The organism is Roseburia sp. OM04-10BH, from assembly GCF_003462605.1.
In the GTDB taxonomy this organism is placed as follows: Bacteria; Bacillota; Clostridia; order Lachnospirales; family Lachnospiraceae; genus Roseburia_C; species Roseburia_C amylophila.
Genome location: NZ_QTZI01000006.1, coordinates 12,695 through 27,477, shown reverse-complemented (window position 1 = coordinate 27,477; position 14,783 = coordinate 12,695). Strand labels below are relative to the sequence as shown.

Genomic DNA, 14,783 nt, shown 5'->3' with positions numbered 1-14,783 from the left:
ATCCTCTTGTACTATTCCTGCTGTTTCTTATATTGCTTTCATGCAGCCTTATGCTGTAGTTTTTGCATTGTTGGCTGTCCTGTTTCTTACTGGAACTGGTACATTTTCCGTGCCAGGCGATAGCCGGTCAGGGTCACAAAGCCGCCTGCCGCACCACCCGGCAGATAAGTAAATCCGCTTAATCTCCGGTATTTTAAAATGCTATAAAGCTTTGGATGCAGTGCCTTTATATGCTCCCAGAGATTCTCCCGTTTCGCATAAGCTTCCTTATCTCCAATCAGCAGCAGGTGGATGGAAGAAATTGCCATCATGATAGAGATATTTCTTGTCATATAGGCTGCCAGCTTCGGATAAGTTTTTGACACCTCACCAAGGTTCACGCAGTCTGACACCAGTTTGGTTACCTTAATCTGCTGGTCAATCCGCTTCATTAAGACTTTTTCATTTACGGACTGGTCATCTCTTCCCAGAAAATAGTGATACAAATCCAGATTCAGATAGCAGATATTTTTTACATAAGGTAATGGTTTATATGCAAATATGTTATCCACATAAAAAGTATGCTTCGGCAATTGCAGCCTGCAGTCCCGCAATATCCGGGTGCGGTAAAGCAACGCATGCATCACAAGGTACTGGGACGGCTTAAAATTGCCCATGTCATTCCAGGTACAAAGCTTCTTCTCCGGAAATACATTGGTATAGCGCATTGGCTTTGTCCTGTTCTCATAAAGGTGGTCATAGACGTAATTGCAGACTACCAGATCCACTTCTTTTTCCTGCCATTCCCATTCCCGAAGCTCTGAAAGAAGCTCCTTTAAGCTTTCCTCATCCAGCCAGTCATCAGAATCCACTACTTTAAAATAAGTCCCTGAAGCTGCCTCAAGTCCTGCATTTACGCCGGAACCATGTCCACCGTTTTCTTTATGTATGACTTTCACAATATCCGGATATTCCTTTGCATACTCGTCAGCAATCTCTCCGGTTCTGTCGGTAGAGCCGTCATCTACAATGATAATTTCCCCTTCCTCCTTGCATACCAGAAGGGAATCTATGCAACGTTTCATATAATCCTGTGAATTGTAACAAGGTACTGTAAATGTAATTTTCTTCATTTTCCTAACCTCCTGTATCTCTGTTAACTAAAACGAATGAACTTTCCTTTTGTCTTCAACTTTCTTTTTATGTACTACTCCATTAATACAATTACACTCTTAAGGCATTTTGTCAATTTACATTTCCTTAAGATTTATTAAACAATAAATAGCAAATTTTAAAAGCGGCTTTTAAAATCTTATGTTTGACAAATTTTAAGTTACCCCCTATAATGGGGATAATTAAGGCAGTTACAGGCTTTGATGGGAACAAGTAATAGCAAAGGAAACCTACAGAGAGTCACCGGTTGCTGAGAGGTACAGGGGCAGCTTGTTATGAATACATCCCGGAGCTTCGCACCAAATATTCAATATTTGTCAAATCAAAATTAAACTTTACAAATGAATGGTTTGTGGAAATTTGAATGAGTAGGCTGCGACGGATTAGCACACGTTATCGATGCGTAAGTTGCCGGATATCCTTAAGGCACTGCAGATGGCAGTCCTGTCGGTGACGGACACTTACTGAGGCAGGTTATGCGAATAATCTGTGAAAAAAGGTGGTAACACGAGACTTCGCCCTCGTCCTTTCATAGGACGGGGGCTTTTTTATGCGGGAAACAGGACAAAAACATTTCCCGGAATTTTAAAAATTATATTTTCAGAAAGGATTTTTATTATGACTTTATATGATGAATTAGTTGCCCGTGGCCTGATTGCCCAGGTAACTGATGAAGCCGAGATTAGAGATCTCATCAACAATGGAAAAGCTACTTTTTATATTGGATTTGACCCAACCGCAGACAGCCTTCATGTCGGACATTTCATGGCACTTTGCTTAATGAAACGTCTCCAGATGGCTGGCAACAAGCCAATCGCCCTGATTGGTGGCGGAACCGCCATGGTCGGAGACCCATCCGGACGTACTGACATGCGTCAGATGATGACACCGGAAACCATTCAGCACAACTGTGACTGCTTTAAGAAACAGATGAGCCGCTTTATTGATTTCTCCGATAACAAAGCTCTTATGGTAAATAACGCTGACTGGCTCATGGACTTAAATTACATTGAAGTATTGCGTGAAGTTGGTGCTCATTTTTCTGTAAACCGTATGCTGACCGCAGAATGCTACAAACAGCGTATGGAAAAGGGCTTAAGCTTCTTAGAGTTTAACTACATGATTATGCAGAGCTACGACTTCTATACCTTATACCAGAAATATGGCTGTAATATGCAGTTTGGTGGCGATGACCAGTGGAGCAACATGTTAGGCGGAACCGAGCTGATTCGTCGTAAACTTGGAAAAGATGCTTACGCGATGACTATCAACCTGCTTCTGAATTCCGAAGGTAAGAAAATGGGTAAAACACAGTCTGGTGCCGTATGGCTTGACCCGAATAAGACTTCTCCATTTGACTTCTATCAGTACTGGAGAAATGTTTCCGATGCAGATGTATTAAAATGTCTGCGTATGTTAACCTTCCTGCCATTAGAGCAGATTGACGAAATGGATAAATGGGAAGGCAGCCAGTTGAACCAGGCAAAAGAAATCTTAGCTTACGAACTGACCAATCTGGTTCATGGCGAAGAGGAAGCCAAAAAAGCACAGGAGAGTGCAAGAGCATTATTCTCCGGTGGCAATCATGTAGATATGCCTGCTGCTGAAATTACAGAGGCAGACCTTCGCGATGGCGTTATCGATATCATGGGACTTCTTGTTTCTGCCGGACTTTGTGCTTCCCGTTCCGAGGCACGTCGTGCCGTAGAGCAGGGTGGTGTTACCGTCAACGGCGAAAAAGTAACCGACATCAAGACCACATATGCTCCGGATGATATCAAAAATGCAGAAGAATTTGTTCTGAAACGTGGAAAGAAAAAATTCTGTAAAATTGTAATGAAATAATCTATAAAAATAAGCCAAAAGAGTTGTACCGATTTGTCCTGATGGACGTTACGATACAACTCTTTTTTGTCCTATAACCCGCTATTTCTTTCTGAATCTTATCGCTTTATAAATCCAAAGTCTTTCCATACTTTTCTAATACCTGTTTTGCCTGCTCTTCCGTTATCTGTAATTCTTCCTGCAGCAATGCCAGGATTTCGGCATCTGATTTTCCAAATTTACTACCGAGCTTTATGATTTCTACTTCTTTTCCCTCCTGCAAGCCTTCTTCTAAACCAGCTTTCTTACCTTCTTCCAGTCCGGCTTTTCTTCCTTCTGCTTCGCCTTGTTTTCGAATCCGCTCTTCTCTCTCAAAACTCTTCATATATGCAAGACCTACCTCTCCATCCCGCTTAACTGCCGTTACCATCCGATGTAACTTTTTCAAGTTTTCAGATGGAGCATTCTCTATGGATGAATGCTCCATGTAATGCAGTAGCTGTTTTAATTCCTCCGGCGGATTTCCTTCCCTTCCTCTTGTATACAAGAATATCGTCTGTGCGCCATCCTCATATTCTAATTCCGGTACTTCGATACATCCATTTTTGATTGTATACACCATACGATTCAGTCCAAAGGGATCATAAGTTGTAATAAAGATTACGATGACATTCCGAAGACTCCCATAGGTATCCCCTGCTGTCAGATTTCCTGCGTCAATCTTCGCATGGTAAAACCGAACTCTTCGGGGCAGTGATACGATTTCTTCTTTTCCATCATTCTGGTCTGGTTCTATATCAAAGATTTCTCCGTTCTCTTCATCCAGATATACATCCAGCCGAATGCCGTGAGTCTCTGTATTCTCTCCACAGAAGAAGCGCTGCGGCACTACTGTAAGCTTTCCTATCTGCCGACGCAGAATGCATTCCAAAATGTACCTCGCCGACTGTTCCCCGTAAATTTTGTGGCTGGTCAGGCTGTTTACCAGAAAGTCATCCACCAGATTCAGTTCTTCTAAAGTTTTCATGTTTCCTCCTTTTCCCATAGTGCAAGGAAAAGCAGGATGATATACTTGGCTTTTCGTAAGAACGAATTTTCATATCGTTCAAACTTATTTGTCAGGTACTGTTATCTTAATCTCATTTCCGATTCTAAAATTCCACCTATCCAATGCACTATGCGTTCGTTAATTGTAATTAGAATTTAAAAGCATAGAATTCATTGAATTGATACCAGAAATTTAGATTGGCTTTTGCCACTCGAAAATCAGAATATATGCTTTGTGTTGATTGTAACAAATGCCCTTGAAGAAAACAAGTAAAATATTTATAAAACCGGTACCGAAGGCTTCTACCCCCGGAACCGGTCTTTCACTTTCTCCACATATTGAACACACAGTTCTTTCCGTTCTTCTACAAAACTGCTGCAACGCTCCTTCTTCTCTTCGAAGTAAATTTTACAGTACTCCTTCTGCTCCCCTGCCATATAAAGGTAACATTCTTTCCGGTCCCGCATCTGCCGTGCCAGCTTTTCCATTCTTGCACGGACGGTTTCCATATGTACGGTCGTATAAACCACATCAACTACAAAGAGAATATATAGGAAAAGTACCACTCTGGTGAGCACCAGCTCCGGAATTGCTGCGGTAAGCTGCATGATTACCGGATGAACGAAGCGGAGCAGTATCACGTTTCCGATTCCAAATATGATGCAGCCATAAAGACAGATTCTCCCGTTCAGATTATATCTGTATCTGGTATAATCCCACCAACGTTTGTGGAACATACGCTCCATCGCATAAGAAGTAATATACTCTACTACGCCGGAGGTAAACATGGCTGCCACAAAGATTGCCGGCACATTTCCAATCCAGCCGATGAGCCAGTAATTAAGCACTGCTCCCGCTCCATAAATCGGAATCCACGGACCTCTTAAGTAGCCACGGTTGATAAATTTATGATATTTTATCTGGGAGCAAATGGCAGATTCATAAAGCCATCCTGCTGAACTGTAAATCACAAACCAAAGGAAATAAATTCTGCCGGCTACCAGAAAATGCAGGAACACATTTCCGCATGTGCCCATAAATTCTCTTACCTGTACTAACATACTTCCTCCCTGCATCTGCGCTGTAAGGTCTCTCTGGTAGAACATCTCTTGTCAATCCAGCAGACAATCCAGCTTTCCAAGTATTTCGGCGGCACCAGCGTCAGCGGAAACATATGCTTCTTGATAATGTCATGCTCTATCGGAGTTAATTCCACATCCATGCTGGCATTCCGCAGTGCTACACCCGGATGGAAAAATCCATGCAGATGATGCGGCGTCAGCTGGTTATGCCAGTCATATAAGAAATAATCGTGAAGCAATGCACCCCGGATCAGCTGCTCCATTTCTACCTGAAGCTGATGTTCTTTTGCAAAAAGGTAACTTTCATATGCCACCTGAACGCAATGCTCGTATACCGTGGTGGTTCCATGCTGAATATGCTCCCTGGACTGCAAAATTCTGGTTTCTGCCTCAACCTGCTTTAATATATTCATGAAATAAGTATCTTTACTATAAGCTTCCATTTTCTTTAACTTCCTTACCTCTCATCTTATTCCATCTTAATCAATATCATGTGTCACGTCAATGCCCGGATTCTTACGATTTCCTTAACCTGTAACCATGAGTGTTTTTTATAAATACCTGAAAGCTATAAAAACACCTTTTCACAGCTTATCATTGCCCGCTTTGGCTGCTTGGAATGCATGGAAAGCGCAACTGTTGCCATCTGGTCTGAATCATTTTTTAATAAGATGGTTGCCTGCTCATCTGAACCAGTTGGTGATACCTTTCTCTGGCTCACAACCTCTTCCGGCTTTTTATCCATGAAGCTTCTTACAATAGAAAGTGCATATACGCCAATGTCAAGCATTGCCCCGCCTGCAAGATTCATATTAAAAAAACTTCATCTATGGAATCATAGACCTTTGCAATGCTCTCATTTTTGCCATAATCTTATCATAAGAAAATGCATTTTAAAAGAGGCTGCCACAGCCGGATTTTGGTAAAAAATCTATCCGGTGTAACAACCTCTTTTTATGTCATATCTTTACTAAATTTACTTTATCAAATCGACGCAGTCCGGTTTGATCTGATACAATGCTTCTGTAAGACTGCCGTCTTCATTGCGGAAAACAACGGAAATCCGAAGTGTGGAAGCATCTTCTTTTCCATCGTTTCCTGACATGGTAATCGCATTGACGCTAAAATATTCATCCTCTGCAAGCCAGTTGGAAACTTCGCCGCTTCCGCCATTTGCAACATAATCTTCTTTTTCAATATACTGTGTTCCAAAATCTACCCAGCCATTTTCGTCCGGTGTAGCAGAAAATACCGGATAATCCTTTACGATTTCAAAATAATCCGATAAATTATCTGCTGTAATGCCATCCACGAAATCTCTGACCTGCTGATTCATATAGCCCGCTGCAGCTTCACTTTCTGTTCCGGTGATTATGCTAACTTCTGCTCTGCCGGCAGTTCCTTCCGTATCTGCTGCCTCATCTCCTGTCGCAGCTCCTTCTTCAAGCTTCTTAATGTACTCCTCCGCTGCCGCCGGGTCTGCCTTAGTGGTATCTAATGGCAGGGCGAAAAGTGCAATTGTGCCAGCATAGTCTTCCACTTTACGGTAAAAGCCACTTTCATTGTCCATTCGAAATGCAGCCGTTTCGCTCCCGAAGCTGTCCACGATTCCCAACTGTACGCCACGGTCTGCAAATATTTCCAAATCATCGCATTCTATCAACTCATAAAGAACGCCGTCTTTACAGAACCAGATAAGTGTCTCATCCATGGTTGCTGCATTGGCATCCAAAAAAGACACACCATTGATTAACGGTGCCACAAAGAAATTGCGGTCTTCCATATCCGTTCCGTCACTTTTTGCAATGGCAATGGCTGCATAGGTATGTGATTTGCTGACATTTTCCCGAGTTTCCTGTGGTACACAAAGCTCTAATTTTTCTCCGGACACCAGTCCTAATAAGGTAATATCATAGCCATTGCTCTGCTGTGTCTCATTGACGCTTACCGCATCCTCTCCGGCAAATGCCCGGCTCAATGCTCCATTGTCCGCTACTTCATCCGCAATCTGTGACGGACTTAGGAAATGATACGCTGCATAGGCACTGCTGCCACCTAACAACAATATGGCGCAGGCACTTGCTGCGATTAATTTACGTGTTGGATGAAATTTTCTATTATGATTCATATTGACCTCCAAAGAAATATGTCCGGAGGCATGCAAAGAAGAAAAAGCCTGTTTATATCTTTCTTTATCTGTCATTTTCCCATTCCTCCTTTAATACATTTCTGAGCAGTCTGCGACCACGCGTCAACCTGACCTTCACGTTGCTTTCTGTCACATTCATAATCTTCGCGATTTCCCGGATGGTGTAATCCTCATAATAAAATAAATGTATGACGATTCGATACTTCTCTGGAAGCTTCATGACTTCTGTAAACAGTGTCTGGGCTTCTGGTGTCTCAAATGTCAGTGTCTCCATATATTCTTCTAACGGCACACCCTTCTGCCGCCAGAAAGAAAGATATATATTCTTTGCTTTATTGATTGCCACCCGAATGAGCCATGCTCTGATATGCTGCTCATTTTCAAATTGTCTGTTGGTTGTATGATATTGAAGAAAAGTATCCTGCACCACATCATCGGCATCTGCTGCATTTTTACAGACATTGAAAGCCGCTGCAAATAAATGGTCTTTATACTTTTCCACTAATACCTCAGTTACTATTCTCATGAGTGATCCCTCATATTTCTTTTCTGTTTAAAAGGCCTTTCACTATATATACAAGTGAGGATGGGAAAAGGTTACAAAAAAAGAGCTGACCGACCCAACCTCTGACTGTGCCACAGCTCTTTTTATTGTTCAAATCTTTTTATAAATTATAACATATTCCTTTGAAGCAGTTCTTCTATTTCACTCTTTTTTGGTATTGCACGGATAACACCTTTTCTGGTTGTCACTATAGCTGCCGCTGCATTTGCCAGCTTTAAAAGTTCCTCCAACTGCTTTTCTGTCAAATTATTAAAATCATGTTCCAGAAGATAATTCAGCACACTTCCCATAAACGTATCTCCTGCACCTGTTGTCTCGATTGTCTTTACAGAAAATCCACTACATTCCACACGCATTCCCTTATAATAAGCGCGGCTTCCTTCTTTTCCCATTGTTAAGAGAATGAGTGGTATCTGATATTTTTCCTGAAGGCATCTGATTCCCTCATCATAATCTTCTTTTCCAGTAACAAACTGAATCTCATTATCAGAGATTTTCAATATATCACATTGACTAAATCCATAATTCATCTGTTCTTTGGCTAATTCTAATGAACTCCACAAAGGTTCCCTTAAATTTGGATCAAATGAAATGAGTGCTCCACTCTCCTTTGCCGCTTTAACCGCTTTCTTTGTTGCAGCTCTTACCCTATCCTGTGTCATAGATAACGTTCCAAAATGGAAAATTTTTGCCTGGGAAATAAATGTTGTATTAATTTCATCTTCTGTCAGCATCATATCAGCACCCGGATTACGATAAAAAGAGAACTTACGGTCACCATCCGGAAATGTATGTACAAATGCAAGTGTTGTATTTACAGTACTGTCTGTAAAAAGATTGGAGGTATCAATTCCAATATCATTTAACGTATTTCGAAGCAATTTTCCAAACTGGTCTTTTCCAACTTTGCCAATAAATGCTGTTTTCTTTCCCATTTCATTTAACATTGCCAGAACATTACATGGCGCTCCACCAGGGCATGCTTCAAACAAATCATTCCCCTGTTCACTCTGTCCATTCATCGTAAAATCAATTAATAATTCTCCCAATGCAATAACATCAAAGCTCTTTTTCATATTACGATTCCTCCTATATTTCTTCCTTTTTTTATAGAAATGAAACCAGTTCTTTTCCGAACTGGTTTATCATTTCCTTTTCTTCTATATCATCATACCATGAAATGAAATTCATTTTTTCACGGTTCAATTCCATACACTTCTACATTTTCCAGCACAACACTTCCTTCTACTGCCTGAAAATATATTTTATTTTGTTCATTTCCCGCAAATACATTCATAGAATGATTATTTTGATAATTATCAGTAAATAATTCTAAGGAACTTTGATCAGATAAAATATGAACATCTAATACATCTTTTTCTTTTAAAAAGAGTATACTGTGTGATATCCCTTTACTCCATCCATCTGCCTTATTACGATTTACTTTTAATTCTCCGTTCTTCAAATCAAATATACAAACTGTTTGATTTATTTCATCGCATCTTAATTTTACAAGTAATTGCTGTGCATTGCTCGCTCGTAAATTTATATTAAATTTCAGCTCAAATGCTATTCCATCATCTGATTTTAACTCTTGTTGCGAATCACAAATCACCAACTTGTCCTGAACATATTTACCAGTTTTTTTTCTATATTTTTTTAACTCCCGTATCGGAACAAAACTCAATCTTCCACTTTTGGTCATATTAACTTCGCGCGGAAAATTAAAGAATCCGCACCAGTCTTCCCTGTAAGTCGGTCCCCAGTCTTTAAAAAACGGCATCCATTCCCATTCATTTGCCCATGCAACCATAATTCTTCTTCCATCAGGTGCCTGAAATGATTGTGGTGCATAATAATCAAAACCCCAATCAATTTCTCCTGAAACATCATAATCAAACCTGCCGGTATCATAATCAAACGAACCGGTTAAATACACACAAGTCCTCTCTCCTGCATCAATAGGTGAAAAAGTTAAAACATACCGGTTTCCTATACGAAAGAAATCAGGACATTCCCACATGGTTCCCCATTCTCCCCTGCTTTCTGCTAATACATTTATAAATGTCCAATGTATCAAATCTTCTGAGCGATACAATAACGCCTGTCCTTTTTGATTTTTTGAAGCTCCGCATACCATATAATAGCTGTCTTCGTGTTTCCATACCTTGGGATCCCGGAAGGAATCTGACGAAATCCCTTCCGGTGCTGTTAAAACTGGATTTTTTTCATATTTTTCAAAATGAATACCATCTTCACTATAAGCAACACACTGTGTCTGGACAAATCCATTTCCATGATTCGTTGCTGCTGTGTATATTAAATATAGCTTTCCGTCAAATTCAATTGCACTTCCGGAAAAACATCCACCCTTCAAATGATCTTCATAAGGTTCACTTGGTGCTAATGCAACCGGAAGATACTCCCAATGAATCAAATCATCACTGACAGCATGTCCCCAGTGCATATTTTCCCAAAAACTCTGATATGGATTATACTGATAGAAAAAATGATACTTTCCTTTGAAATATATCAATCCATTTGGATCATTAATCCATCCCGTTTCTGCCATAAAGTGGTATTTCTGCCTCATTTTTCCCTGTGAAACTTTTTCTTTATTCTGATTAATTACTATTTGTGCCCGTTCAATTTCCTGAAGCATTTTTTCCTTTGACATCAATTGACCTTTCTGCTCCCTTTTCTATCTTGGCCATCTTTTTTCTTTCTCAGGAAGCTTTGAAAAAACATTATGTGGTTCCTTCTGATACCAGTATGCAACACTTGACAAATCATCCTGACGTTCAAATAAACCTTTATGTCCAACACCAATCTGTTGCACAGTAACCTTAAGCTCCTCATCAAAAAATACTGGATCCATGACATGCCAGCGATAAAAACCGCGCATTGGTGGACAATCATCATTATGATATAAATTATTTACCAGATCATCATGCCTTGAATAATATGGATATCCAAGAAAAGGAGTTGTATATGTCTGTTCTATCGTTTTTCCGTTTTCATGTCTGGCAAAACTCCAGGAACCTCCAAAATAATCTTCCATTCCGGTTCCACAGATTGTTGGATATTGTTCATCTCCATCAATATAAAACTTTACTTCTCCTTCACCCCACCAATATCTTTGAAGTGTAGACAATGCTATATATGTACCGATATAATGACCACTACCTTTTATTCCATCTGCAATAACATAATCTTTTCCCAGCTCGGTAAGAGCTTCTCTCCTCCAGCTTGCGTGAAAATATTCCGTTTCTTCTGGCAGATAATTGTATAAATTATAATCAATCTGATAAAAAAAAGCCGGAATTGCATTTGCATGCTGATTTTCTAATGTAATAACTGCTCTCTTTTTAAATGGCATCTGAATATAAGAATTTAACCCTCTGGATGGAACAACTGTTATAAGACTGGAATTAATATAACACTCTTTTCCAAATCCACAACAGAAAAAATCCCCTAACGGTGCTTCTACGGATGGATTTTCCTCGCCATCCCAATACATTCTGAGAACCAGGTCCCTAAGAACGAAGCAATCTCCTTCTGACGTTTTATTATCCGTTGTTATCCATATATGATGAATAATTCCCGGACCATCTATTTCTCCTAAAACGACCGTCTCTCCCGGCTGGATATCATTCAAACAAGGACTGCCTTTTCTTGATTTTCCGAGACCGCTGGCTGCCATACCACCTTTTCCCTTTTCTCCCGTCCTGTTTTCAGCATTAATCGCCCTGCTTTTTCCATGTGTCAGATAGGGAAGCATTGCTGCTGTTCCTGGCAGCATAATCATATTTTTATCCATTTTATACCTTATCCTTTCGTTGCACCCATAGTCATTCCAGCTGTTACCCATTTATTTAATGCAAAATAGATTACCAGTGGAGGAAGAATTGAAATTGCTATTGCAGCAAATGTTGAACCCCAGTCCACATTTCCAAATGCTCCGACATAATCTTTTAATCCCATTGCCACTGTCTTGGCTGAAGTATCACTAATAAATGTATTTGCAAAAATAAAGTCATTCCAAATCAGAATACTATACATGGAAGCAATTGTAATAACGGTATTTCTTGCTAATGGGAACACAATCTGAATAAAAGTCCGAAGCGGTGAACACCCATCAACAACCGCTGCCTCTATCAATTCATTCGGAACAAATTCGTAAAAACTTACAAACATCATAACTGATAAAGGTAATGCAAATCCTACCTGTGGTAATATTAAAGAAAAACTTGTATTTAAAATACCTAGTTTACTATAAAAAATAAATAATGGTATTAATGTAATCTGTACTGGAACCATAATTCCAAATGTAAAGAAAGAATAAATTGTTTTTGTTCCTCTTACTTTAAATTTTGACAATGCATATCTTGCAGTAGAACTTAATACTACAATCAGAATCAGCGAAATAACGGTCACCTTTAAACTATTCCACATATACATACCGATTTTACCATCTGATAAAACCTTAGAAAAATTTTCCAGCGTAATACTCTTTGGAAATGCAAATGGAGCTGCTGACAACTCTACGGTTGGTTTCACACTTGCAACAAACAACCATATGACCGGATATATCTGAATGATTAAGAAGAGAATAATCAATACTGCAAATATTATTTTTATTATTTTTTTCTTCAATGATTTCCCCTCCTATTCCTTCTGATGCGTTCTTTTTCAATTCTTTTTTCTTCTTTTTGTTCCTTTGAAGTAAAAATTTTTCTTAAAATATAAACAACTAAAATACTTTCAATAATAATAAACACCGCTAAAGTACTACCATAACCATACTGGTTACTTGAAAACGCCTTTTTATACATATATGTAGACATTAATTCGCTGGCATTTCCCGGTCCACCACTTGTCAATAAAAATGGAATATCAAATCCTCTTAATGCTCCTGTCAAACACATCGTCAAAGTCAGAAGTATAATATCTTTTATCAATGGCATTTTAATTTTAAATAATATCTGCATTTCAGAAGCGCCATCTATTTTGGCAGCCTCATATACAGAAGGATCTAATGAAACCAGTGCAGCATAAAATATAACCATATACATTCCAGTAAATCTCCATCCTTCCGGTATGGATACAGCTGGTAATACAGTACTTACTTTCGCAAGCCAGGACGTTACCATTCCACCTAAACCTACTTTTTGTAATATCTGATTCAATAATCCCATAGGCTCTGTTGAGTACATACTTCTAAAAAGCTGTGTGATAGCAACTGTTGTAATAATACATGGTACATAATACAACGTTTTAACCAGTGTCACATGCTTTGTCATATATGTCAGCAATATTGCAAAAAACAGTCCAATTAATAATTGCATGGAAACTACAATAACAAGGTAAATCAGATTGTTAAAAAATGCCTTATAAAAAACTTCGTCGTGAAACATAGTCACATAATTTTTCAATCCGACAAACTGCTTTTTTCCTATTCCTCCCCATTTCATAAAACTTAATCGAATAGACTCTTCTATTGGATAAAATACTGCCAAAATATAGAACAATAATCCTGGAAGTAAAAATGCCAGAAAGGCCTTTTTGTTTCTTATAACGCCCATTATAACTCCTTCCTTTTCATTTATATAAATCTGTTACGAGATATGTATTACCAATCATGATAATACATATCTCGATATGTCATTTACTTATTTTGTATATTCTGCAATAGAATCATCTACCAGTTTACAAAAATCGTCTACTGATAAATCACCGGATGCCAGCAATAATAAATTATCCTGCATAACGGTATTGGTATTGGAATCAAGGTATGTATCCCAAGGCTTCAGGAAGTTTTCACCTGTAGACTGCATATCTTCCTGAATTTTCAGATAAAGATCTGAGTATTCAACATCATCCGGTAAATCGGTTTTAATTGGAGACATCTGCTGTTTTCCAGCATATAATTTACCATAATTATCAATTACATATAAGATAAAATCTTTTGTTTTTTCATCAAATGTTTCTGCATTAAATGCCATACCAATTCCAGAATTTATACAAAATTCATTTGGCTGTGTTTTTGCACCTTCAGTAGTAGGAAGATAAAAATAATCAATTTTACCCTGCTCATATGCATCCTGCATAGCGCCGATTTCCCAGTCACCAATATAATACATTGCAGATTTTCCATCTAAAAACATTGATTGTGCTGTTGCATAGTCTGTTGCAGCAAATCCATCATTAAAATACTGACCCATTTCTTTCATAAATTCTGCTGCTTCTCTTCCGGTTTCACTGTCCATTTTCTCTTTTCCATCTCTTAAATTAATGATAAAATCATTTCCGGTTTCTCTAAATGGAAGCATTGCTAAGTATCTCTGTACCGGCCATCTGTCAACACCATCTACTGAAATCGGTGTAATTCCATTATCTTTTAAGGTTTTACATACATTCAGCCACTCATCCATGGTAGTTGGTGGTGTCAGATTATACTGTTCAAAAATTTCTTTGTTATACCATGTCATTTCCACATGATATTCTAATGGTAAAGTATACATGGAACCATCTGTAAATTCCTGATATTTTAATGCAATCGGATAGAAATCATCATATCTGTCATTATCTTTTAAAAATTGTTTTACATCTACTAACATTCCTGCATCTACCAGCTCCTGACAATATGGATCGGCATCAATATCAATTATATCCGGCATATTGCCTCCGGCAATTAATGTCTTTAATTTCTGTAAATAGGAAGGTCTGTCCGCTGTTGTTTCAAATTCAATTTTCCACTTTCCGCCTTTTTCTTTACTGTACTGATCTGCAATTTCATGCATTACCTGATCTATTTCACCATCCACAGGTCTTGATGTCATCCACGTAACAGTTACCACATCATCATCATTTTTTGCTTCTTTTTTTGTAGAACCACAGCCTGCAATCAACCCTGTTACCATTGTTGCTAACAATAAAATACTCATCATTCTCTTTTTCATT

The 14,783-nt window shown here is 38.8% G+C and carries 13 protein-coding genes and 1 pseudogene; 1 reads left to right on the top strand and 13 read right to left on the bottom strand.

Annotated features, from left to right (window positions below; all coding sequences use genetic code 11):
• Positions 1–86: 86 nt before the first annotated feature.
• Positions 87–1,112, bottom strand: a complete 1,026-nt coding sequence (locus DXB43_RS07610; RefSeq protein ID WP_117947263.1) for a glycosyltransferase family 2 protein — start codon at positions 1,110–1,112, stop codon at positions 87–89.
• A gap of 658 nt (positions 1,113–1,770) precedes the next feature.
• Here DXB43_RS07610 and tyrS point away from each other — a divergent pair.
• Positions 1,771–2,997 (top strand): tyrosine--tRNA ligase, encoded by a 1,227-nt coding sequence (tyrS, locus tag DXB43_RS07605; protein ID WP_117947262.1) that lies wholly within the window; start codon positions 1,771–1,773, stop codon positions 2,995–2,997.
• Positions 2,998–3,103: 106 nt separating this feature from the next.
• On the opposite strand, the gene DXB43_RS07600 is transcribed toward tyrS, so the two are convergent.
• The 12 genes and pseudogenes from DXB43_RS07600 to DXB43_RS07545 all read right to left on the bottom strand — a co-directional run bounded on the left by DXB43_RS07600 (position 3,104) and on the right by DXB43_RS07545 (position 14,782).
• Entirely contained in the window at positions 3,104–4,003 is a 900-nt protein-coding gene (locus DXB43_RS07600; RefSeq protein WP_117947261.1) for an Rpn family recombination-promoting nuclease/putative transposase, read from the bottom strand.
• 323 nt (positions 4,004–4,326) lie between these two features.
• Positions 4,327–5,085, bottom strand: coding sequence for a putative ABC transporter permease (locus DXB43_RS07595; protein ID WP_158567206.1), 759 nt, complete (start codon positions 5,083–5,085; stop codon positions 4,327–4,329).
• On the bottom strand, positions 5,079–5,549 hold the full coding sequence (locus DXB43_RS07590) for a phosphohydrolase (RefSeq protein WP_117947259.1): 471 nt from the start codon (positions 5,547–5,549) through the stop codon (positions 5,079–5,081). Before DXB43_RS07590 ends, DXB43_RS07595 begins: the two co-directional genes overlap by 7 nt.
• Before the next feature lie 128 nt (positions 5,550–5,677).
• Positions 5,678–5,926 (bottom strand): annotated as a pseudogene (locus DXB43_RS07585) (Gfo/Idh/MocA family protein); the annotation flags it as partial.
• A gap of 156 nt (positions 5,927–6,082) precedes the next feature.
• Positions 6,083–7,309, bottom strand: a complete 1,227-nt coding sequence (locus DXB43_RS07580; RefSeq protein ID WP_117947258.1) for a hypothetical protein — start codon at positions 7,307–7,309, stop codon at positions 6,083–6,085.
• Positions 7,299–7,781, bottom strand: a complete 483-nt coding sequence (locus DXB43_RS07575) for an RNA polymerase sigma factor (protein WP_117947257.1) — start codon at positions 7,779–7,781, stop codon at positions 7,299–7,301. Before DXB43_RS07575 ends, DXB43_RS07580 begins: the two co-directional genes overlap by 11 nt.
• 146 nt (positions 7,782–7,927) lie before the next feature.
• On the bottom strand, positions 7,928–8,896 hold the full coding sequence (locus DXB43_RS07570) for a PfkB family carbohydrate kinase (protein ID WP_117947256.1): 969 nt from the start codon (positions 8,894–8,896) through the stop codon (positions 7,928–7,930).
• A 119-nt stretch (positions 8,897–9,015) separates the two neighbouring features.
• Positions 9,016–10,497 (bottom strand): glycoside hydrolase family 32 protein, encoded by a 1,482-nt coding sequence (locus DXB43_RS07565; protein WP_117947255.1) that lies wholly within the window; start codon positions 10,495–10,497, stop codon positions 9,016–9,018.
• Between the two features lie 24 nt (positions 10,498–10,521).
• A complete protein-coding gene (locus DXB43_RS07560; RefSeq protein WP_117947327.1) occupies positions 10,522–11,628 on the bottom strand; it encodes a glycoside hydrolase family 172 protein in 1,107 nt (368 codons plus the stop codon).
• 20 nt (positions 11,629–11,648) lie between these two features.
• A complete protein-coding gene (locus DXB43_RS07555) occupies positions 11,649–12,476 on the bottom strand; it encodes a carbohydrate ABC transporter permease (protein WP_117947254.1) in 828 nt (275 codons plus the stop codon).
• Positions 12,473–13,405, bottom strand: a complete 933-nt coding sequence (locus DXB43_RS07550) for a carbohydrate ABC transporter permease (RefSeq protein WP_117947253.1) — start codon at positions 13,403–13,405, stop codon at positions 12,473–12,475. Before DXB43_RS07550 ends, DXB43_RS07555 begins: the two co-directional genes overlap by 4 nt.
• Before the next feature lie 87 nt (positions 13,406–13,492).
• A complete protein-coding gene (locus DXB43_RS07545; RefSeq protein WP_117947252.1) occupies positions 13,493–14,782 on the bottom strand; it encodes an ABC transporter substrate-binding protein in 1,290 nt (429 codons plus the stop codon).
• Position 14,783 lies beyond the last annotated feature (1 nt).

Coding starts and splice junctions, on each gene's coding strand:
- DXB43_RS07610 (WP_117947263.1), bottom strand. CDS start 1,112: ATGAAGAAAATTACATTTACAGTACCTTGTTACAATTCACAGGATTAT.
- tyrS (WP_117947262.1), top strand. CDS start 1,771: ATGACTTTATATGATGAATTAGTTGCCCGTGGCCTGATTGCCCAGGTA.
- DXB43_RS07600 (WP_117947261.1), bottom strand. CDS start 4,003: ATGAAAACTTTAGAAGAACTGAATCTGGTGGATGACTTTCTGGTAAAC.
- DXB43_RS07595 (WP_158567206.1), bottom strand. CDS start 5,085: ATGTTAGTACAGGTAAGAGAATTTATGGGCACATGCGGAAATGTGTTC.
- DXB43_RS07590 (WP_117947259.1), bottom strand. CDS start 5,549: ATGGAAGCTTATAGTAAAGATACTTATTTCATGAATATATTAAAGCAG.
- DXB43_RS07580 (WP_117947258.1), bottom strand. CDS start 7,309: ATGACAGATAAAGAAAGATATAAACAGGCTTTTTCTTCTTTGCATGCC.
- DXB43_RS07575 (WP_117947257.1), bottom strand. CDS start 7,781: ATGAGAATAGTAACTGAGGTATTAGTGGAAAAGTATAAAGACCATTTA.
- DXB43_RS07570 (WP_117947256.1), bottom strand. CDS start 8,896: ATGAAAAAGAGCTTTGATGTTATTGCATTGGGAGAATTATTAATTGAT.
- DXB43_RS07565 (WP_117947255.1), bottom strand. CDS start 10,497: ATGTCAAAGGAAAAAATGCTTCAGGAAATTGAACGGGCACAAATAGTA.
- DXB43_RS07560 (WP_117947327.1), bottom strand. CDS start 11,628: ATGATTATGCTGCCAGGAACAGCAGCAATGCTTCCCTATCTGACACAT.
- DXB43_RS07550 (WP_117947253.1), bottom strand. CDS start 13,405: ATGGGCGTTATAAGAAACAAAAAGGCCTTTCTGGCATTTTTACTTCCA.
- DXB43_RS07545 (WP_117947252.1), bottom strand. CDS start 14,782: ATGAAAAAGAGAATGATGAGTATTTTATTGTTAGCAACAATGGTAACA.